Origin of the sequence: Burkholderia latens, from assembly GCF_902499045.1 — a bacterium.
Classification (GTDB): Bacteria; Pseudomonadota; Gammaproteobacteria; order Burkholderiales; family Burkholderiaceae; genus Burkholderia; species Burkholderia latens.
The window spans coordinates 51,973-71,899 of sequence record NZ_CABVPL010000038.1; the positions used below are offsets into that span (position 1 = coordinate 51,973).

Below are 19,927 nucleotides of genomic sequence, written 5' to 3' on the forward strand. Positions count from 1 at the left end.
ATTGTACGAGAAAGCACGCGAGTCGAGCGCCGCAGCACGCGCTTCGCACCGCCGCCGATCCTTCCCCCATGCGCCGATATTCCGCTTCCGGCGAGCCCGCGCCGGCTCCGACCGGGCCTCGCAACGACTGGCAGACCATCCGGTCGCTGCTGCCGTACCTCGCCACCTACAAATGGCGCGTCGCGCTCGCGCTCGGCTGCCTGATCGGTGCGAAGGTCGCGAACCTCGGCGTGCCGGTCGTGATGAAGCGCATCGTCGATCACCTGTCCGCCGTGCAGCAGCTCACCGCGCTCGGCCGCGCCGAGCAGTCGGCCGGGATCGTGCTCGCGGGCGGCGTCGGGCTGCTGGTCGTCGCGTATGCGCTCGTGCGGCTGTCGACGTCGCTGTTCACCGAGTTGCGCGAGATCCTGTTCTCGAAGGTCACCGAGAGCGCGGTGCGCCAGCTCGCGCTGCAGGTGTTCCGGCATCTGCACGGGCTGTCGCTGCGGTTCCATCTCGAGCGGCAGACGGGCGGCATGTCGCGCGACATCGAGCGCGGCACCCGCGGCATCCAGCAACTGATCTCCTATTCGCTGTACAGCATCCTGCCGACGCTCGTCGAAGTCGGGCTCGTGCTGGGCTTCTTCGTCGTCAAGTACGACGCGTACTACGCGTACGTGACGTTCGCGGCGCTCGTCACGTACATCGTGTTCACCGTGAAGGTCACCAACTGGCGCACGCACTTTCGCCGCACGATGAACGAGCTGGATTCGCGCGCGAATTCGCGGGCGATCGATTCACTGATCAATTACGAGACGGTGAAGTACTTCGGCAACGAGGAGTGGGAAGCGCAGCGCTACGACGAGAATCTGAAGCGCTACCGCAAGGCCGCGATCCGGTCGCAGAACTCTCTGTCGGTGCTGAATTTCGGCCAGCAGGCGATCATCGGCACCGGGCTCGTGTTCATTCTGTGGCGCGCGACGCAGGGCGTGCTGGCCGGCAAGCTCACGCTCGGCGATCTCGTGCTCATCAACACGTTCATGCTGCAGCTTTACATTCCGCTGAATTTCCTCGGCGTCGTGTATCGCGAGCTGAAGCAGAGCCTGACCGACATGGACCGGATGTTCGGGCTGCTGTCGGCCGCGAAGGAAGTCGCTGACCTCCCCGGCGCGCGGCCGCTCGCGGTGACGGGCGCGCAAGTGCGCTTCGAGCACGTGAACTTCTCGTACGACGCGTCGCGGCCGATCCTGCACGACGTGACGTTTACGATCGAGGCCGGCACGACGACCGCGGTGGTGGGTCACAGCGGTTCGGGCAAGTCGACGCTGTCGCGGCTGCTGTTCCGCTTCTACGACCTCGACCGGCAGACGGGCGGCGCGATCCGGATCGACGGCCAGGACATTCGCGACGTCACGCAGGACTCGCTGCGCGCGTCGATCGGGATCGTGCCGCAGGACACCGTGCTGTTCAACGATTCGATCTACTACAACATCGCGTACGGCCGGCCGAGCGCGAGCCGCGACGAAGTGATCGCGGCCGCGCGCGCGGCCCACATCCACGATTTCATCGAGAGCCTGCCGAAAGGCTATGACACGCCCGTCGGCGAGCGCGGGCTGAAGCTGTCGGGCGGCGAGAAGCAGCGCGTCGCGATCGCACGCACGCTGTTGAAGGATCCGCCGATATTGCTGTTCGACGAGGCGACGTCGGCGCTTGATTCGCGTTCCGAGCGCGCGATCCAGCACGAGCTGGACCAGATCGCGCGGCATCGCACGACGCTCGTGATCGCGCACCGGCTGTCGACGGTCGTGCACGCGCAGCAGATTCTCGTGATGGATCACGGGCGGATCGTAGAGCGCGGCACGCACGACGAACTCGTGCGTGCGGACGGGCTGTATGCGCAGATGTGGGCGCTGCAGCAGCAGCGTGCGGCCGCGGGCGGGGAAGCCGCCGAGGCCGCGTAACGGCCGGCGGCGTGCTGCATGCCGAGGGCGCGCAGCGCGACGGCGGCACGATCCGTGTGCCGCCGCCGGTCGCCTCTGGTCAGCCCGCGGCGCGCAGCCGCGCGTCGAGCTCGCCGAGCTGCGCGGGCGTGCCGACGTTCTCCCAGATGCCTTCATACAATTCGCCGGTCGCGCGGCCGGCTTCGATCGCCGCCTTGAAGTACGGCGACAGCGCGCGGTGCGTGCCGGGCTCGATGTCGCGGAACATCCGCGTGTCGTATACGCCGATGCTGCCGAACGTGACGCGCGGCGCGCCGGCGAGCGCGAGCCGGCCGTCGTCGCGCAGCACGAAATCGCCGGCCGGATGGAACGGCGGGTTCGGCACCATCACCAGATGCATCGCGGGTGCGTCGAGCGCGGCCATCTGCGCGGCGCGCGCGGCGAGCGTCCGGTAGTCGAATCCGCAGTACACGTCGCCGGCCACCGCGGCGAACACCGTCGGCTGCCCGTCGCGCTCGATTAGCGGCAGCGCCTTCGCGATGCCGCCCGCGGTTTCCAGCGCTTCGCCTTCGGCCGAATACGCGAGCCGCACGCCCCAGCGCGCGCCGTCGCCGAGCGTCGCCTCGAGCTGCTCGCCGAGCCACGCGTGGTTGATCACGATCGTCCCGATGCCCGCGCGCGCGAGCGCCTCGATCTGCCAGACGATCAATGGCTTGCCGCCGGCTTCGAGCAGCGGCTTCGGGCGGGTGTCGGTCAGCGGGCGCATCCGTTCGCCGCGGCCGGCGGCGAAGATCATCGCCGTGGTCAGGGTAGTGCTCATGTTCGGCTGAAGGTGAAGACGGTGAAGGCGGTCAGAACGTATAGCCGACGTCGGGCGCGCCCTTGCCGTCGAGCTCGTCGAGCAGCTTCGCGAACGGCACGAGCGGGCGGTAGCGCAGCGCGACCTTGCGCGCATAGGCGAGGAAGCGCGGCAGGTCGGCGAGGTAGTGGGGCTTGCCGTCTCGGTAGTTGATGCGCGCGAACAGGCCGAGGATCTTGATGTGGCGCTGCAGCCCCATCCATTCGAGCTGGCGGTAGAACTCGCCGAAATCCGGTTCGACCGGCAGGCCGGCCTTCTTCGCCTTTTCCCAGTAGTACGCGAAGCAGTCGAGCTCGAACTCCTCGTCCCAGCTGATGAACGCGTCGCGCAGCAGCGACACGACGTCGTACGTCAGCGGCCCGTACACGGCGTCCTGGAAGTCGAGCACGCCGGGGTTCGGCTCGCACACCATCAGGTTGCGCGGCATGAAATCGCGCAGCATGAAGCCCTGCGGCTGAGCGTGCGCGCTCGCGACCAGCAGCGCGAACGTGCGGTCGAGCGTGCCGCGCATCGCATCGGTGACGGGCTTGCCGAGGTGCCGGCCGATGAACCATTCGGGCAGCAGCTCCATTTCGCGGCGCAGGAACGCCTCGTCGAACGGCGGCAGCACGTCGGGCTTCGACGCGAGCTGGAAGCGGATCAGCGCGTCGAGCGCGTCGCGCATCAGCGGGCGGGCGGCGACCGGATCGGCCGGATCGAGCACCGAGATGTACGACGTGCGGCCGAGGTCGGTCACGAGCATGAAGCCCGCGTCGAAATCGTGGGCCAGCACGTCCGGCACGTGGTCGCCGGCCGCGGCGAGCAGCTGCGCGACCTGCACGAACTCGCGGCACTTCTCGGGCGGCGGCGCATCGACCGCGATCAGCGAGCCGCCGGGGCTCGTGGCCGACGCGACGCGGAAATAGCGGCGGAAACTGGCGTCCGACGATGCGGGCGCGAGGGTCGACAGGTCGAGGGCGTGGCGCTCGGCGAGCGGGCGCAGCCACGCGGTGAGCGCTTCGAGGCGGGCGTCGGGCTGGGATGCGGCGGATGGGGGCGTCATGAAACTCGGCGGAGGGGGGAACGTCTTGCCATATAATACCCCACGACTTTTTTGACGCGCCCCGCGTCAGCTTCCGCCGTGCAGGCCCGTGGCCTGCCGCGCGGCCCGCCCGATCGCCTCCCCGGTTTGCGAAGAGCCGCAGTCGCGGTTCGACGGTGCGGCCCGCCGTGCGCGGATGTACCGTGCAGGTGCGGTTGACAAGGGGCGATTCGCCAAACGATAGATGCCGCCCAAACCGCTATTCCCGAATGTCTTCCCCGGTGACGGGGCGCCGCGCAAACGGCGGCTCGCGCTCGCGCTCCTGGCCGTGCCCGGCCTCGTGCCGGCCGTGTCGTACGCGCAGCTGTCGGGCGCGGCCGCGCAGCCGCAGCCGCTCGACTCGCCGTGGGACCTGCGCCTCGCGCCGCAGCTCGAGGATCATCCGCTGAACGACGGCGCGAAGCCTGCCGCCTTCGTGATTGCCGACCACACGAGCGGCACGGCCGAGCAGGATCTGGCCGCGAAGGGCTCGGCCGAGCTGCGCCGCGGCGACGCGGTCGTGAAGGCCGACGCGATCCACTACGATCAGGATACCGACATGGCCGACGCGTACGGCCAGGTCAAGGTGGTCAACGGCGGCACGTCGTTCGCGGGCCCCGAGGCGCATCTGAAGATCGAGGCGAACCAGGGCTTCATGACGGCGCCGAAGTATCACTTCAACGTGACGGGCGGTTCCGGCAGCGCGGAGCGCGTCGACCTGCTCGACAGCGAGCGCTCGGTGTTCGTCAACGGCACCTACACCGCGTGCCAGTGCGCGACGAATCCGGCGTGGTACATCAAGGGCAGCCGCTTCGACTTCGATACGGGCGCCGACGAAGGCACCGCGCGCAACGGCGTGCTGTTCTTCCAGGGCGTGCCGATCTTCGCGAGCCCGTGGCTGACGTTCCCGCTGTCGGGCGAGCGCCGCAGCGGCCTGCTGCCGCCGACGTTCTCGATGAACTCGAACAACGGGTTCGAGCTGTCGCTGCCGTACTACTTCAACATCGCGCCGAACCGCGACCTGACGATCACGCCGCGCATCATCTCGCGGCGCGGCGTGCAGACGGAAGCGACGTTCCGCTACCTGTCGCCGTCGTATTCCGGCACGTTTACGGCCAATTACCTGCCGGACGACCGGCTCGCGCACCGCGACCGCTACGCGATCTACTGGCAGCACCAGCAGAACTTCGGCGGCGGTTTCGGCGGCTACGTCTACTACAACAAGGTCTCGGACAACACGTACCCGGAAGACCTTGGTTCGACGAACCAGTTCGTCAACGGGACGCAGACGCTGTACCAGCAGGAAGCCGGCCTCACGTACAACAACGGCCCGTGGTCGGTGCTCGCGCGCTACCAGCACTGGCAGACGCTGCCGCCGTCGATCGCGCCGTACAGCCGCGAGCCGCAGTTGAACGTGAAGTACACGAAGTACAACGTCGGCGGCTTCGACTTCGGCGCGGAAGCCGACTATTCGCGGTTCCGCATCACCACGGCCGATGCGACCGAAGGCGACCGGATCGTCTTCAACCCGTACATCGCATATGGCGTGTACGGCCCCGGCTACTTCGCCGTGCCAAAGGTCCAGTACCACTTCGCGTCGTACGACCTGAACTACCTGTCGTCGGCCACGCCGAACAGCCCGAAGCGCTTCACCGAGTCGATTCCGACCGTGAGCTTCGACTCGGGCCTGATCTTCGACCGCTCGGTGCGCCTGTTCGGCCAGGACTTCATCCAGACCCTCGAGCCGCGCCTGTACTACGTGTACACGCCATATCGCGACCAGTCGAACGCACCGCTGTTCGACACCGCGGAATCGGACTTCGGCCTCGCGGAGATCTACCAGCCGAACACGTTCGTCGGCAACGACCGGATCGCGGACGCGAACCGGATCACGGCCGGCCTGACGTCGCGCTTCATCGATCCGCGCACCGGCGACGAGCGCGCGCGCTTCGTGGTCGCGCAGCAGTACTACTTCGCCGATCAACGCGTGACGCTGAACTCCGGCCAGAGCGCGGTGCAGGCACGCCACTCCGACCTGATCGTCGGCGCCGCGTTGAAACTCGGCTCCGGCTTCATGTCGGAGACGGCATTCCAGTACAACCAGAACAACAACCAGCTCGTGAAGTCGAGCATCGGTTTCGGGTTCAGCCCGGGCGAGCGCCGCGTGATCAACGTCGGCTACCGCTATACGCGTGCGAACACGACGCTCGACAACCAGCCGATCAACCAGTTCCTGGTGTCCGCGCAGTGGCCGCTCACGCGCCGCCTGTATGCGATCGGCCGCTTCAACTACGACCTGGCCGGCGACCGGGTCGTCGACGGCCTGCTCGGCTTACAATACGACGCGGATTGCTGGGCGCTCGGGGTCGGGGTGCAGCGGTTCGCGAACGGCATCAACTCGTCGGGGCAGCAGAACTCGTCGACGCGCTTCATGATGCAACTGACGCTCAAGGGCTTGTCGACGGTCGACAACGGGCTCGTGTCCGCATTCCGCGCCGGGGTGCCGGGCTACACGCCGTTGCCGCCGCCGCCGCCGCCGATGTCCCGCTTCAGCAACTACGAGTAACGCCGGCCTTGTCTGCACCGGTCAGCACGATTTCAATGGAGTATCAGTGGCAATGAAGAAAACCCTTCGTTTCGCGGCAGTCGTGTCCAGCCTCGCCGCGTCCGCCGCGCTGCTCGCCGCTGCGCCGGCCGCGGCGCAGGCGCTCGGTTCGCAAGGCGCGCAGCTCGCCGACGAAGTCGTCGCGGTCGTCAACAACGACGTGATCACCGGCCGCGAACTCGACCAGCGCGTCGGCCTGATCTCGCGCCGGCTGCAGCAGCAGAACGCGCCCGTGCCGCCGGCCGACCAGCTGCGCGCGCAGGTGCTGAACCAGATGGTGCTCGAACGCATCCAGGTGCAGAAGGCGAAGGACGACGGGATCCGTATCGACGACGCGACCGTGCAGGCCACGCTGCAGCGGCTCGCGCAGGCGAACGGGATGACGCTCGACCAGTACCGCGCGCGCATCGTCGCGCAAGGCGTGCCGTGGAGCGTGTTCACGAGCGATGCGCGCACCGAGCTGATGCTGTCGAAGCTGCGCGAGCGCGAGGTCGACGGCAAGATCACCGTGTCGGACGCCGAGGTCGCGAACTACATCGCGAGCCAGCGCGGGCCGAACGCGTCGCAGCAGCAGGACCTGCGCTTCCAGCACATCTTCATCAAGGCGCCGACCAACGCGCCGCAGGCCGAGATCGAAGCCGCGCAGAAGAAGGCCGAAGCGCTGCTGCAGCAGGCGACGTCGGGCGCCGATTTCGAGAAGCTCGCGAAGAACAATTCGGAAGCGAACGACGCGAAGAAGGGCGGCGACCTCGGCTTCAAGGCGCCGGGCGCGCTGCCGGCTGAGGTCGTCGACGCCGCATCGAAGCTGCGTCCGGGCCAGGTCAATCCGACGCTGATCCGCGTGCCGGACGGCTTCGAGATCGTGCGTCTCGTCGACCGCCGCCAGAGCCAGGGCGCGACCGCCGCTGCACCGAAGATCGTCCAGACGCACGTGCGCCACATCCTGCTGCGCGTCGGCGAAGGCAAGTCGGAAGGGCAGGCGCGCCAGCAGCTGCAGGACATCCGCCGGCAGGTCGAGGCGGGCGGCGATTTCGCGAAGTTCGCGCGCACCTACTCGCAGGATGGTTCGGCGTCGCAGGGCGGCGATCTCGGCTGGATCAGCCCGGGCGAGACCGTGCCGGAATTCGAGCGGGCGATGAACAACCTGCAGGACGGCCAGATCAGCCAGCCGATTCGTACCGAATACGGCTACCACCTGATCCAGGTGCTCGAGCGCCGCGAGGCGGAAGGCTCGGTGCAGCAGCAGATGGATATCGCGCGCCAGGCGATCGGCCAGCGCAAGGCCGAGCAGGCCTATGCCGACTGGCTGCGCGAGCTGCGCGATTCGTCGTACGTGCAGTACAAGATCGGCGGCGTCGGGCCGGCGAACTGAGCGAGCTTCACATGACGGCACCCGCGCTGCAGATCGCGATCACGACCGGCGAACCCGCGGGGGTCGGCCCGGAGCTGACCGTGCAGGCATTGCAGGATGCGGCGCGGCGCTGGCCGGGCGCGCATTTCACCGTGCTCGGCGACGCCGCGCTGCTTGGCGCACGCGCGGCTGCGATCGGCGCCGACCGCGCAGTGCTGTCGGGCGGCGGCCCCGTGTCGGTCGAGCATCATCCGCTCGCCGTGCCCGCGCAGGCGGGCAAGCTCGACGCGGCCAACGGCCGCTATGTGCTCGGGCTGCTCGATGCGGCGATCGACGGCGCGGTGGCCGGGCGGTTCGACGCGATCGTCACCGCGCCGCTGCAGAAGAGCACGATCAACGATGCCGGTGTGCCGTTCACCGGCCATACCGAATATCTGGCGGAGCGTACGCACACGCCGCGCGTCGTGATGATGCTGGCGGGCACAGGCGAACGGCCGCTGCGCGTCGCGCTCGCGACCACGCACTTGCCGCTGAAGGACGTATCGGCCGCACTGACGATCGACGGGCTCGTCGACACGCTTGAAATCGTCGATCGCGACCTGCGGCGCGACTTCGGTCTCGCGGCGCCGCGCATTCTGGTGACGGGCCTGAACCCGCATGCGGGCGAGAACGGCTATCTCGGGCGCGAGGAGATCGACGTGATCTCGCCGGCGCTCGCGCGCGCGCAGGCGCAGCGCATCGACGCGCGCGGCCCGTATCCGGCCGACACGCTGTTCCAGCCGCGCTATCTCGAAGGCGCCGATTGCGTGCTCGCGATGTTCCACGATCAGGGGCTGCCCGTGCTGAAGTATGCGACCTTCGGCGAGGGCATCAACATCACGCTCGGGCTGCCGATCATCCGCACGTCGGTCGATCACGGCACTGCACTGGATCTGGCCGGCACCGGCCGCGCGGATCCGGGCAGCATGGTCGCGGCGCTCGATACGGCAGTCACGATGGCGCGCCATCGCCGCGCGTCCTGACGCGCGCGCAGGCCCGACCTTATTCGTCGTTTTTTTCGTTTTTCTCAGTCGATGTCGAACAGCAGACAGCACCAAGGCCACTTCGCGCGCAAGCGCTTCGGGCAGAACTTCCTCGTCGATCATGGCGTGATCGATTCGATCGTCGCGACGATCGGCCCCGCGCGCGGTCAGCGAATGGTCGAGATCGGCCCCGGCCTCGGCGCGCTGACCGAGCCGCTGATCGCGCGTGTCGCGACACCGGAGTCGCCGCTGCATGCGGTCGAGCTCGACCGCGACCTGATCGGCCGCCTGCAGCAGCGCTTCGGGGCGCTGCTCGAGCTGCATGCCGGCGACGCGCTCGCGTTCGACTTCGGCTCGCTCGCGGCGCCCGGCGACAAGCCGTCGCTGCGCATCGTCGGCAACCTGCCGTACAACATTTCCAGCCCGCTGCTGTTCCATCTGATGACGTTCGCGAGCGTGGTGATCGACCAGCATTTCATGCTGCAGAACGAAGTCGTCGAGCGGATGGTCGCGGAGCCGGGCACGAAGGCGTTCTCGCGGCTGTCGGTGATGCTGCAGTACCGCTACGTGATGGACAAGATGCTCGACGTGCCGCCGGAATCGTTCCAGCCGCCGCCGAAGGTCGATTCGGCGATCGTGCGGATGATTCCGTACGAGCCGCACGAACTGCCGGACGTCGATCCGGTCCTGCTCGGCGAAGTGGTCACGGCCGCGTTCTCGCAGCGCCGCAAGATGCTGCGCAACACGCTCGGCGATTATCGCGAGACGATCGATTTCGACGGGCTCGGCTTCGATCTCGCACGGCGCGCGGAGGATGTGAGCGTGGCCGAATACGTCGGCGTGGCGCAGGCGCTGGCGGCGGTGCGTCGTTAACGCCGTTCCCATCGCCCCCGCTTCATTGCTTCTTCCAACATCCCCAGTGTGAGCGATCGGCCTCCTAGCGATTCTCGCGCCTTCGCGCTGAACGGCGACTTCAACGCAGCCAGCACTACGTCACGCTTTCGCATACTCGCGGATGGAACGTAGTAGGCGACATTGAAGTCGCTGAGGTCGACGTGAAATCGATCGCCCCACATCTGTATGACGTTCACGATTTTGGGTGGTTCCCAATCGAGATCGTGATACAGATCCATATCGCGAGTTAATTCATCGTCCAGCCCGAATACTCCGGCGGCGCGTACTTCCCGTATGAATTGCTGAAGTTGGGGCCACGCATCGTCCATTACAGTCGATCCTCACGTTTTACTCGTCGGTTGTATTCCATAACCGATTTATACCCGATCATTGCCACATCGACGGCAGTAATCGCCCAGCCGACTCCCGGAATCGCGCGGCCGACGAATACACCAATATGGTTCGTCAACTTCACTCGTAATCGCGCTACACTGGTCCGTGATGTGAACGTAGGTAAGATCCGATATTTTATCTCATAGGGCAATAGTGAGCGAGAGACCTTCGACGCAACCGAGGTCCCTTTTACTGCACCCGCGAATTTGCCTCGTGTTGAGAGAAACCGTGAGCCCGCAAGTATCATTGCAACACCTGCTGCATCACTAACTCCCAACTCATCCATGGTTTTATCGACTGCGATCAAAAAGAATAGTTCTGCAGGTGTGAGGTTGCTGTGTATCCCATATGTATATGTGTTTTGCATGGCGGTGTGAGAATAAAATGAGATTGCAATAATAATTTATTGTTTCTGCGAATGGCAATATGATTTATTTGGAGATATTTAATTGTCTCGATATTGTTCGGATTTGTCAGAATAGCACCGCTGATGCGATGCGTTTTTCACTGCGTCGGTGCCGCGGATTTCCCATTAATCCTCGTATTTTTCTTATTTCCCGCGCGAGCCAATAGTTGTCGCGTCACCCATGCGGCCAAAAGGCTGTCACGTCTCGCGGAGGCCCGCGGCCAGCGGATTTTCGGCGACTCCGGTAGAATTTCCGCTTCTGGAAAGTCCCCACAGGAGTACAACACATGCGTTTGCTGCATACGATGCTGCGAGTCGGCGATCTCGACCGCTCGATCAAGTTCTACACCGAATTGCTCGGCATGAAGCTGCTGCGCCGCGAGGATTATCCGGAAGGCAAGTTCACGCTCGCGTTCGTCGGCTACGAAGACGAAAGCACGGGCACCGTGATCGAGCTGACCCACAACTGGGAGACGCCGTCCTACGATCTCGGCAACGGCTTCGGCCATCTGGCGGTGGAAGTCGACGATGCGTACGCAGCCTGCGAGAAGATCAAGGCGCAAGGCGGCAAGGTCACGCGCGAAGCGGGTCCGATGAAGCACGGCACGACCGTGATCGCGTTCGTCGAGGATCCGGACGGCTACAAGATCGAGTTCATCCAGAAGAAGGCGCGCTGAGCGCCGGATAAGCGGCCCGCAGCGCACGCGATACGCAGCGGGCAGGCAGGAAAAAACGGGCGATGCGGTGTGATCCGCATCGCCCGTTTTGCATTGCCGGTGCGAGTGGTCGCGTTACAGCGACGGCAGCAATTCGGGCGGGTGGTGCTTGAGCGTGTGCCGCGCCTCGCGGAATTCCGGGAAGATCGATTCGACGGTCTGCCAGAACGCCGGGCTGTGGTTCATTTCGCGCAGGTGCGACAGCTCATGTGCGACGACGTAGTCGATGATCGACATCGGGAAATGGATCAGCCGCCAGTTCAGCCGGATCTTGCCGTCGCTCGAGCAACTGCCCCAGCGTGTCGCGGCCGACGACAGCGCATACATCGAATACGTGACGCCGAGCCTTTCGGCGTAGACCGCGAGGCGTTCGCCGAAAATCCGCTTCGCCTCGCCCTGCAGCCAGCCCTGCACGCGATCCTTGATCTGCTGCATGTCGGCCTGCGCGGGCAGCGGCAGCGACAGCCGTTGCGCGTCGGCGTCGAACGCGACGGCGCCCGCGCCGAGCGCGATCGTGATCGTCTTGCCGAGATACGGGAGCTGCGCGCCGTCGCGCCAGTCGATCTGCGGCAGCGCGCGCTGCTCGGTGCGGGTCTTCCACTCCGCGAGCTTCGCGAAGATCCAGCGCTGCTTTTCGGCGATCGCCGCTTCGATGTCGGCGAGCGTGACCCAGCGCGGCGCGGTGATCGACAGCCCGCTGCCGTCGATCGTGAAGCCGATCGTGCGGCGCGCGGAGCGCTTGAGCCGATACTCGAGCACGCGGCTGTCGACGGCGAACGTACGGATGCGGGAACGATCGGGGGCGGGGCCCGGATCGAGCGGCGCCGCGGGGACCGCGGGCGCTGCAGCCGCTTCAGGCGGCGAGGGCTGCGAAGGCGGTGCCGACGCTGCCGGCGACGCCGCCGCCGGCCCGTCGAAGAGCGGCAGGTCCATCTGGCGATGATCGAGGGCCACGACGGCAGGCCGTGGCCGCGGACGCTTTTTCATCTGTTCGCTTCGTTTCGTCGTACGCAACGGCTGCAATCCGGGTGGTTCACACGCGCGCGGCATCGCGTGCGCCGGCATTGCCCGGTTGCCGATAGGCATCGGGATCGATGCGACGCATTTCCGCTTCGATCCATGCTTCGACCTGCGAGTTCAATACGTCGGGCGTCTTGCCTTCGACCGGAATCGGCTTGCCGATCGACACGGTGACGACACCCGGAAATTTCGTAAACGAATTGCGCGGCCACACATGACCTGCATTGTGCGCGATCGGCACGACCGGCGTGCCGGTTTCGATCGCGAAGCGCGCGCCGCCCGTCTTGTACTTGCCTTGCTTGCCGACCGGCGTGCGCGTGCCTTCCGGGAACATGATCATCCACGCGCCTTCCGACAGGCGCTTCTTGCCCTGGCGGATCACCGACGCGAACGCGTTCTTGCCTTCCTTGCGGTTGATGTTGACCATGTGCAGCATCCCGAGCGCCCAGCCGAAGAACGGCACGTACAGCAGCTCGCGCTTGAACACGTAGCAGAGCGGCTTCGGCATCAGCGCCGGAAACGCGAGCGTTTCCCAGGCCGACTGGTGCTTCGACAGCAGCACGGCCGGGCCGTCGGGCAGGTTTTCCATCCCTTCGATCCGGTAGTGGATGCCGTTCAGCCAGCGCACGACCCACAACGTCGACTTGCACCAGCCGGCCGCCATCCAGTAGCGCGCATCGGGACGCATGAACGGAAATGCGATGAAGCACGCGGTCGCGTACGGGACCGTGTACAGGATGAAGTAGATCAGCAGCAGCAGGGAGCGGACGAAGCGCATCGGCGTGGGTCTGGCTGTAAGGAGGATGCGCGCGGCGGCCGCATCACTCGTGTTCGTATGAAAGGAAATCGAGCGCGAATGCGCGCAGGTCGTCGTGCACCTTCGTGCCGTCCGGCAGATTGCCCGCGGCGAGCGTCTTCTTGCCTTTGCCGGTCAGCACGAGATGCGGCTGGAAGCCGACCGCGACGGCGGCCAGCAGGTCGCGCAACGAATCGCCGACGACCGGCGTGTGCGCCGGATCGATCTCGAAGCGCTCGGCGATCATCTGCATCATGCCGGGTTTCGGCTTGCGGCAGTCGCAGTGATCTTCCGACACGTGTGGACAGAAGAACACCGCGTCGATGCGCGCGCCGACCGCGGCCGCCGCGCGATGCATCTTCAGGTGCATCGCGTTGAGCGCGGCCATGTCGAACAGCCCGCGGCCGATGCCGGACTGGTTGGTCGCGACGACCACGCGATAGCCGGCGTGATTGAGCCGCGCGATCGCCTCGAAGCTGCCGGGCAGAGCGATCCATTCGTCGGGCGTCTTGATGAACGCATCCGAATCGACGTTGATCACGCCGTCCCGGTCGAGGACGACGAGCTTGCGGTTGGGGCTGATCGGCATCGTGCGGCCCTTATGCGGCAAGCTTCGAGATGTCGGCGACGCAGTTCATCTGCTGGTGCAGCGCGGCCAGCAGCGCGAGACGGTTCGCGCGCAGCGCGGGATCTTCCGCGTTGACCATTACGTCGTTGAAGAACGTGTCGACCGGTGCGCGCAGCGCGGCGAGCGCCGACAGCGCGCCCGTGTACGCACGCGCTTCGAGCTGCGACTGCACGTGCGGCGTCACGGCCGCGAGCTGTTCGTGCAGCGCTTTTTCGGCGGCCTCGACGAGCAGCGTCGGCTGCACCGCGCCGTTCGTGCCGCCTTCGGATTTCTTCAGGATGTTCGAGATCCGCTTGTTCGCAGCCGCGAGCGCTTCGGCTTCCGCGAGACGCGTGAATTCGCGCACCGCGTCGAGGCGCGCGACGAGATCGTCGACGCGCGTCGGGTTCAGGCTCAGCACCGCGTCGACTTCGCCGGCCGAGTAGCCGCGTTCGCGCAACAGGCCGCGCAGGCGGTCCATGAAGAACGCGAAGATCGCGTCGGTCGATTCGGCGACGCCGGGCACGCCCGCGAAGCGCGCGTGGGCCGTGCGCAGCAGCGACACGAGATCGAGCGGCAGCTGCTTCTCGAGCAGCAGGCGCAGCACGCCGAGCGCGTGACGGCGCAGCGCGAACGGATCCTTCTCGCCGGTCGGCGCGAGGCCGATGCCCCAGATGCCGACGATCGTCTCGAGCTTGTCGGCGAGCGCGACCGCGGTTGAAACGGGCGTGGTCGGCAGCGCGTCGCCGGAGAAGCGCGGCTGGTAGTGCTCGGCGCACGCGAGCGCGACGTCGTCGGGCTCGCCGTCATGGCGCGCGTAGTACGTGCCCATCGTGCCCTGCAATTCCGGGAACTCGCCGACCATGTCGGTCAGCAGGTCGGCCTTCGCGAGGCGCGCGGCGCGCTTCGCATGCGCGGCATCGGCGCCGATCGCGGGCGCGATCTCGCCGGCCAGCGCCTCGAGGCGCTCGACGCGCGCGAGCGCGGAACCGAGCTTGTTGTGATAGACGACGTTCGCGAGCAGCGGCACGCGATCGGCGAGCGGCTTCTTCTTGTCCTGCTCGAAGAAGAACTTCGCGTCGGCGAGGCGCGGGCGCACGACGCGCTCGTTGCCTTCGATGATCTCGCCCGGCGTTTTCGTGTCGATGTTCGACACGATCAGGAAGCGCGAGCGCAGCTTGCCCGCGACGTCGGTCAGCGCGAAATACTTCTGGTTCGTCTGCATCGTCAGGATCAGGCATTCCTGCGGCACCTGCAGGAATTCGTCCTCGAAGCGGCACGGATAGACGACCGGCCATTCGACCAGCGACGTTACCTCGTCGAGCAGCGCTTCGGGCATCACGACGGTATCGCCGTTCGCATGTTCGTTCAGCTGCGTGCGGATCGTTTCGCGGCGATCGGCGAAGTGCGCGATCACGCGGCCCTTGTCGCGCAGCGTGTCCGCATACGCGTGCGCATGCTGGATCGCAACGAGGCCGTCGGACAGGAAGCGGTGGCCGAGCGTCGTGTCGCCGGCATCGATGCCGAACGCGGTGACGGGCACGACGCGATCGTCGTGCAGCACGGTCAGGCGATGCACCGGGCGCACGAACTTGACGTCCGAGCCGTCCGGGCGCTGGTAGGTCATGACCTTCGGGATCGGCAGCTTCTCGAGCGTTTCGTCGAGTGCGGCCTGCAGCCCGTCGGCGAGTGTCGCACCGGCCGCCGAGTAGTTGACGAAGAACGCTTCGGCCTTGCCGTCCTGCGCGCGCTCGAGATCGGCGATCGTCAGGTTCGGGTGGCCGAGCGCCGCGAGCTTCTTCGCGAGCGGGGCGGTCGGCCGGCCTTCGGCGTCGAGTGCGACCGACACGGGCAGGACCTTTTCGCGGACCTGTTTTTCGGGCGCGACGGCGCGCACGTTCTGCACGACGACCGCGAGGCGGCGCGGCGTCGCGTAGCGTTCGAACACGAGTTCGCCGTCGACGAGGTCGCGCGCCGCGAGGCGTTGCGCGAGACCTTCGGCGAATGCGTCGCCGAGGCGCGCGAGGGCCTTCGGCGGCAGCTCTTCGGTCAGCAGTTCGACGAGCAGGGGGGCGGGATGATTGTGCGTCATGTGTGGAATAAGTCTCGTCTCGTCAGTCCTGATCGATCTTGCGTTCGACCTTCAGCGGCGGCGCCCATGCCGGCTGCGCGGCGTCCTGGGCGTCGGTGGTGAGGCCCGGCACGCCCGGCGGATTGCCGAGCATCGGGAAGCCGAGCTTCTCGCGCGAGTCGTAGTAAGCCTGCGCGACGAGACGCGACAGCGCGCGGATGCGGCCGATGTACGCCGCACGCTCGGTGACCGAGATCGCGCCGCGCGCGTCGAGCAGGTTGAACGTGTGGCCGGCCTTCAGCACGAGCTCGTACGCGGGCAGCGCGAGCTGCGCGTCGATCATCTTCTTCGCTTCCGCTTCGTAGCTGTTGAAGAACGTGAACAGCAGGTCGACGTTCGCGTGCTCGAAGTTGTAGGTCGACTGCTCGACCTCGTTCTGGTGGTACACGTCGCCGTACGACAGACGGCGCAGCTCGGGGCCGTTCGGGCCTTGCTCCTCCCATTCGGTCCACACGAGGTCGTACACGTTCTCGACCTTCTGCAGGTACATCGCGAGGCGCTCGAGGCCGTACGTGATTTCGCCGAGCACCGGCTTGCAGTCGAGGCCGCCGACCTGCTGGAAATACGTGAACTGCGTGACTTCCATTCCGTTCAGCCACACTTCCCAGCCGAGGCCCCACGCGCCGAGCGTCGGGTTCTCCCAGTCGTCCTCGACGAAGCGCACGTCGTTCTGCTTCAGGTCGAAGCCGAGCGCCTCGAGCGAGCCGAGGTACAGGTCGAGGATGTTTTCCGGCGCCGGCTTCAGCACGACCTGGTACTGGTAGTAGTGCTGCAGGCGGTTCGGGTTCTCGCCGTAGCGGCCGTCCTTCGGGCGGCGCGACGGCTGTACGTACGCGGCGCGCCACGGCTCGGGGCCGACCGCGCGCAGGAACGTGTGGACGTGCGACGTGCCCGCGCCGACTTCCATGTCGATGGGCTGGAGCAGAGCGCAACCCTGCTTGTCCCAGTAGGACTGCAGCGTCAGGATGATTTGCTGAAACGTAAGCATGAAGAGCCTTCGTGGCGCTGGCGCTCCGTTGCGGGCGGCGCTCCGGGCAACGCCCGGAGGGTCGGCTCGCGCGGCGGCGCGGCTTGTTAGTGTGCTGAAACGTGCAATTTTACCGGATCGGCGACCGGATGCGGCCGGAACGCGGATGAACGGGCCGCCGGCTGCATTTGGACGGCCCGTGCGCGCCTGACGCGACGGCGATGCGACGGCCGTGCCCGAGGCGTCGCGGTGCGCGTTGCGTTGATCGGCGTCGCGTCGCGATGCGCCGGTCCAGCCGCTTGCCGCGCCGCGCGGCGCGGGCGTTAAGATGCGCGTATCGCGGTGCGCGCGGCGCCTGCCGCGCGACCGCCTGCCCACTCCGGACCGCATGGACGATTCGAACGATTTCCTCATTCCGCTGATGCCGCCGCTGCTTGCCTTGCTCGGGCAGGCGGCCGACGCCCGCGCGCGCGGCGACCACGCCGCGCACGCGCTTTGGCTCGCCGCGGCCGGCCATCTGCACGCGGTCGACATGGCCGCGCTCGCGCAGCTCACCGCGACGCTCATCGCGCGCCAGCGCACGGCCGACGCGCTCGCGCTGGCCGAATGCGCAGCGCGCGTTCATCCGGGCGCCGATGCCCGCTTCAATCACGGCTACGCGCTGCAGATGGTCGGCCGCCATGCCGACGCGATCGCGCCGTACCGCGCCGCCCATGCGCTCGATCCGGGCTGGCCGTCGCTGCGCAACAACCTCGCGATCGCGCTGCGGCTGTCGGGCGGCGATCGCCGCGAGGAAATCGCGCTGCTGGAGACGGCCGTCGAAGCCGATTCGCGCGACGTACAGGCGTGGATCAACCTGGTCGTCGCACGGCTCGCGATGCAGGATCTCGACGGCGCGCTCGCGTGCGCGGCGCGGCTCGCGGAGATCGCGCCCGACAACGCGCTCGCGCTGAACAACATCGCGATGGCGATGAAGGAGGCGCAGCGCTGGGACGACGCCGAGCGTTACGCGGCGCGCGCATGCGAGCTCGCGCCCGACGACGCATCGTTCCGTTTCAATCTCGCGATCATCCAGCTCGTGCGCGGCAACTACGCGGCCGGCTGGCGCGGCCACGAGGCGCGCTGGGACGGCGCGGGCGAATTGCGCGGCCGCCTGCCGGCGCTGCCTGGCCCGCGCTGGCACGGCGAGCCGCTCGCGGGCAAGACGCTCCTCTTGTGGGGCGAGCAGGGGCTCGGCGACGTGCTGCAGTTCGCGCGTTTCGTCGCGCCGCTCGCCGAGCGCGTGCACCGCGAGGGCGGGCGGCTCGCATGGAATACGTTTCCGCAGGTCGGCACGCTGATGCAGCGCAGCCTCGGCGCACACGCCGACGCATTCGGCGCGGGCGGCGGTATTGACGAGCTGCCCGCGTTCGACTACGAAGTGCCGCTGATCGGCCTGCCGCTGATGCTCGGGATGGAGACGTCGACGCTCGGCGCGTCGGTGCCGTACCTGCATGCCGATTCGGCCGCGCGCGACGCGTGGCGCACGCGGCTGGCGCGGCTCGCGGGAAAAGGCCGGCTGAAGGTCGGGCTCGTGTGGACGGGCAGTGCGGGGCACCAGCGCAATCCGTTTCGCCGCGTCGGCCTCGAGCGCTATGCCGATGCGTTTCGCGGCATCGGCAACGTTGCGTTCTATTCGCTGCAGCCGGGCGCGGACGCGGATGTCGCGGCGGCGCGCGCGGCCGGTTTCGCGATCGACGACTTCACCGCGGAACTGCGCAGCTTCGACGATACGGCGGCCTTCATCGGCGCGCTGGATCTGGTGATCACGGTGTGCACGTCGGTCGCGCACCTGGCGGGCGCGCTCGGCGCGCGCACGTGGGTGCTGCTCGACGTGAATCCGCACTGGCCGTGGCTGCTCGAACGCACGGACAGCCCGTGGTATCCGACCGCGACGCTGTATCGGCAGCCCGCGTTCGGCGCATGGAAGCCCGTGATGGAGGCGGTCGCGCGCGACTTGCGCGGTTTGGCCGACGACGCGCAGCGCAACGCCTGAGCAGCGCGGCGGTGCTTGTATCGTGCGCGCGGGCATGCCGGCGTGCCGTGCAGACGCTGCATCGTGCAGCGAACGCCGGCATGCGGTGCGGCGTGCATGCCGGAACGGCCACCGCCGCGCACTGCGCGACGGCGGCCCCGAGGCGTCACACGTTCCGGTCCCCGCCAGCCTTCGCGCCGTCGCGGCGGCGCAGGCCCGGCCCGAACGTGAAGCCGAACGCGAGCAGCACCATCGACACCGCGAGCACGACGCTGTTGCCGCTCGTCACATAAGGCGTGAAGCCGCTCGTGCCTTCGATCCGCACGTCGAGCGAGCCGATCGTGAACGGCTTCAACTGGCCGAGCACGCGGCCGCGCGCATCGATCGCGGCGGTCATCCCGGTGTTGGTCGAGCGCAGCATCGGCCGGCCGGTTTCGAGCGCGCGCATCCGTGCGATCTGCAGGTGCTGGTCGAGCGCGATCGTGTCGCCGAACCACGCGAGGTTCGTCACGTTGACGAGCACGCCCGGCGGCTGCGGATTGTCGCGGATCGTCGCGGCGATTTCCTCGCCGAACAAGTCCTCGTAGCAGATGTCGGCCATCACCGGCTGGTTGTGCACGACGAACGGCTTCTGCACCGGCGCGCCGCGCGCGAAGTCGCCGAGCGGCATCTTCATCAGATCGACGAACCAGCGGAAGCCCCACGGGATGAATTCGCCGAAGGGCACGAGGTGATGCTTGTCGTAGTGATAGATGTCGCGCGAGTGCGGCGTCACGCCGTACAGGCTGTTCGTGTAGTCGACGTAACGGCCGTCGGGCGTCACCGACGCGCCGACCGCGCCGAACAGCACGGCCGAGCCCGTCGTGTCGCTGAACTTGCGAATCGCGACCGCGAACGGCTCGGGCAGCTCCTGGATCATCACCGCGATCGCGGTTTCCGGCGTGACGATCAGGCCGGCCGGCTTCTCGACGATCATCTGCGTGTACATCTTGATCGCCGCGTCGATGCCTTCCTGCTCGAACTTGATGTCCTGCTTCACGTTGCCCTGCAGCAGCCGCACCGTGAGCGGCGCGTTCGCGGGCACGGTCCACGTGACCTGCGACAGCGCGACGCCGGCCGCGACGAGCGCGACGGCGACGCCAGATCGGAAGAGCACACGTCTGAACT

The 19,927-nt window shown here is 67.2% G+C and carries 16 protein-coding genes; 7 read left to right on the plus strand and 9 right to left on the minus strand.

Annotated elements, in window-relative coordinates:
• Window positions 1-68 precede the first annotated feature (68 nt).
• Complete coding sequence (locus BSE24067_RS22745; protein WP_151066401.1) at window positions 69-1,940, plus strand: ABCB family ABC transporter ATP-binding protein/permease; 1,872 nt, start codon at window positions 69-71, stop codon at window positions 1,938-1,940.
• Window positions 1,941-2,019: 79 nt separating this feature from the next.
• Here the strand turns inward: BSE24067_RS22745 and murU are convergent, their stop codons facing one another.
• On the minus strand, window positions 2,020-2,739 hold the full coding sequence (gene murU / locus BSE24067_RS22750) for an N-acetylmuramate alpha-1-phosphate uridylyltransferase MurU (protein ID WP_151066400.1): 720 nt from the start codon (window positions 2,737-2,739) through the stop codon (window positions 2,020-2,022).
• A gap of 31 nt (window positions 2,740-2,770) precedes the next feature.
• Window positions 2,771-3,820, minus strand: a complete 1,050-nt coding sequence (locus BSE24067_RS22755) for an aminoglycoside phosphotransferase family protein (protein ID WP_151066399.1) — start codon at window positions 3,818-3,820, stop codon at window positions 2,771-2,773.
• Window positions 3,821-4,043: 223 nt separating this feature from the next.
• On the opposite strand from BSE24067_RS22755, the gene BSE24067_RS22760 reads away from it, so the two are divergent.
• Genes BSE24067_RS22760 through rsmA form a run of 4 tightly spaced genes read left to right on the plus strand, consistent with a single transcriptional unit; the run spans window position 4,044 to window position 9,689 of the window.
• Window positions 4,044-6,404: an LPS-assembly protein LptD gene (locus BSE24067_RS22760; RefSeq protein WP_151066398.1), complete on the plus strand. Its 2,361-nt coding sequence runs from the start codon at window positions 4,044-4,046 to the stop codon at window positions 6,402-6,404.
• Window positions 6,405-6,456: 52 nt separating this feature from the next.
• Window positions 6,457-7,815, plus strand: a complete 1,359-nt coding sequence (locus BSE24067_RS22765) for a peptidylprolyl isomerase (protein ID WP_151066397.1) — start codon at window positions 6,457-6,459, stop codon at window positions 7,813-7,815.
• An 11-nt stretch (window positions 7,816-7,826) separates the two neighbouring features.
• A complete protein-coding gene (pdxA, locus tag BSE24067_RS22770; protein WP_151066396.1) occupies window positions 7,827-8,816 on the plus strand; it encodes a 4-hydroxythreonine-4-phosphate dehydrogenase PdxA in 990 nt (329 codons plus the stop codon).
• Window positions 8,817-8,867: 51 nt separating this feature from the next.
• The gene (rsmA, locus tag BSE24067_RS22775) at window positions 8,868-9,689 is read left to right on the plus strand and encodes a 16S rRNA (adenine(1518)-N(6)/adenine(1519)-N(6))-dimethyltransferase RsmA (RefSeq protein WP_151066395.1); all 822 of its coding nucleotides are present in this window, start codon (window positions 8,868-8,870) and stop codon (window positions 9,687-9,689) included.
• Here rsmA and BSE24067_RS22780 read toward each other — a convergent pair.
• Complete coding sequence (locus BSE24067_RS22780) at window positions 9,686-10,039, minus strand: DUF1493 family protein (protein WP_060314982.1); 354 nt, start codon at window positions 10,037-10,039, stop codon at window positions 9,686-9,688. The genes rsmA and BSE24067_RS22780 overlap by 4 nt on opposite strands.
• Entirely contained in the window at window positions 10,039-10,470 is a 432-nt protein-coding gene (locus tag BSE24067_RS33000) for an STM2901 family protein (RefSeq protein ID WP_151066394.1), read from the minus strand. The genes BSE24067_RS22780 and BSE24067_RS33000 overlap by 1 nt, the downstream gene beginning before the upstream one ends.
• Before the next feature lie 326 nt (window positions 10,471-10,796).
• On the opposite strand from BSE24067_RS33000, the gene gloA reads away from it, so the two are divergent.
• On the plus strand, window positions 10,797-11,186 hold the full coding sequence (gene gloA, locus BSE24067_RS22785) for a lactoylglutathione lyase (RefSeq protein ID WP_151066393.1): 390 nt from the start codon (window positions 10,797-10,799) through the stop codon (window positions 11,184-11,186).
• A gap of 114 nt (window positions 11,187-11,300) precedes the next feature.
• On the opposite strand, the gene BSE24067_RS22790 is transcribed toward gloA, so the two are convergent.
• The 5 genes from BSE24067_RS22790 to glyQ are packed head-to-tail and all read right to left on the minus strand — an operon-like array spanning window position 11,301 to window position 16,767.
• Complete coding sequence (locus tag BSE24067_RS22790) at window positions 11,301-12,212, minus strand: M48 family metallopeptidase (protein ID WP_151066392.1); 912 nt, start codon at window positions 12,210-12,212, stop codon at window positions 11,301-11,303.
• Between the two features lie 46 nt (window positions 12,213-12,258).
• Window positions 12,259-13,023 (minus strand): lysophospholipid acyltransferase family protein, encoded by a 765-nt coding sequence (locus BSE24067_RS22795; protein WP_151066391.1) that lies wholly within the window; start codon window positions 13,021-13,023, stop codon window positions 12,259-12,261.
• A 43-nt stretch (window positions 13,024-13,066) separates the two neighbouring features.
• Window positions 13,067-13,630, minus strand: a complete 564-nt coding sequence (gene gmhB / locus BSE24067_RS22800) for a D-glycero-beta-D-manno-heptose 1,7-bisphosphate 7-phosphatase (RefSeq protein ID WP_151066390.1) — start codon at window positions 13,628-13,630, stop codon at window positions 13,067-13,069.
• Window positions 13,631-13,640: 10 nt separating this feature from the next.
• Entirely contained in the window at window positions 13,641-15,740 is a 2,100-nt protein-coding gene (glyS, locus tag BSE24067_RS22805) for a glycine--tRNA ligase subunit beta (protein ID WP_151066389.1), read from the minus strand.
• A gap of 22 nt (window positions 15,741-15,762) precedes the next feature.
• Window positions 15,763-16,767 carry a glycine--tRNA ligase subunit alpha gene (glyQ, locus tag BSE24067_RS22810; RefSeq protein WP_080294533.1) on the minus strand — a complete coding sequence of 335 codons (1,005 nt, stop codon included), beginning with the start codon at window positions 16,765-16,767 and terminating at the stop codon, window positions 15,763-15,765.
• 367 nt (window positions 16,768-17,134) lie between these two features.
• On the opposite strand from glyQ, the gene BSE24067_RS22815 reads away from it, so the two are divergent.
• Window positions 17,135-18,781, plus strand: coding sequence for a tetratricopeptide repeat protein (locus BSE24067_RS22815; protein ID WP_151066388.1), 1,647 nt, complete (start codon window positions 17,135-17,137; stop codon window positions 18,779-18,781).
• Window positions 18,782-19,927 lie beyond the last annotated feature (1,146 nt).

What these genes read in the sequence shown, in the direction of transcription:
- BSE24067_RS22745 (WP_151066401.1), top strand. Translation starts at nt 69, where the DNA reads ATGCGCCGATATTCCGCTTCCGGCGAGCCCGCGCCGGCTCCGACCGGG.
- murU (WP_151066400.1), bottom strand. Translation starts at nt 2,739, where the DNA reads ATGAGCACTACCCTGACCACGGCGATGATCTTCGCCGCCGGCCGCGGC.
- BSE24067_RS22755 (WP_151066399.1), bottom strand. Translation starts at nt 3,820, where the DNA reads ATGACGCCCCCATCCGCCGCATCCCAGCCCGACGCCCGCCTCGAAGCG.
- BSE24067_RS22760 (WP_151066398.1), top strand. Translation starts at nt 4,044, where the DNA reads ATGCCGCCCAAACCGCTATTCCCGAATGTCTTCCCCGGTGACGGGGCG.
- BSE24067_RS22765 (WP_151066397.1), top strand. Translation starts at nt 6,457, where the DNA reads ATGAAGAAAACCCTTCGTTTCGCGGCAGTCGTGTCCAGCCTCGCCGCG.
- pdxA (WP_151066396.1), top strand. Translation starts at nt 7,827, where the DNA reads ATGACGGCACCCGCGCTGCAGATCGCGATCACGACCGGCGAACCCGCG.
- rsmA (WP_151066395.1), top strand. Translation starts at nt 8,868, where the DNA reads ATGTCGAACAGCAGACAGCACCAAGGCCACTTCGCGCGCAAGCGCTTC.
- BSE24067_RS22780 (WP_060314982.1), bottom strand. Translation starts at nt 10,039, where the DNA reads ATGGACGATGCGTGGCCCCAACTTCAGCAATTCATACGGGAAGTACGC.
- BSE24067_RS33000 (WP_151066394.1), bottom strand. Translation starts at nt 10,470, where the DNA reads ATGCAAAACACATATACATATGGGATACACAGCAACCTCACACCTGCA.
- gloA (WP_151066393.1), top strand. Translation starts at nt 10,797, where the DNA reads ATGCGTTTGCTGCATACGATGCTGCGAGTCGGCGATCTCGACCGCTCG.
- BSE24067_RS22790 (WP_151066392.1), bottom strand. Translation starts at nt 12,212, where the DNA reads ATGAAAAAGCGTCCGCGGCCACGGCCTGCCGTCGTGGCCCTCGATCAT.
- BSE24067_RS22795 (WP_151066391.1), bottom strand. Translation starts at nt 13,023, where the DNA reads ATGCGCTTCGTCCGCTCCCTGCTGCTGCTGATCTACTTCATCCTGTAC.
- gmhB (WP_151066390.1), bottom strand. Translation starts at nt 13,630, where the DNA reads ATGCCGATCAGCCCCAACCGCAAGCTCGTCGTCCTCGACCGGGACGGC.
- glyS (WP_151066389.1), bottom strand. Translation starts at nt 15,740, where the DNA reads ATGACGCACAATCATCCCGCCCCCCTGCTCGTCGAACTGCTGACCGAA.
- glyQ (WP_080294533.1), bottom strand. Translation starts at nt 16,767, where the DNA reads ATGCTTACGTTTCAGCAAATCATCCTGACGCTGCAGTCCTACTGGGAC.
- BSE24067_RS22815 (WP_151066388.1), top strand. Translation starts at nt 17,135, where the DNA reads ATGGACGATTCGAACGATTTCCTCATTCCGCTGATGCCGCCGCTGCTT.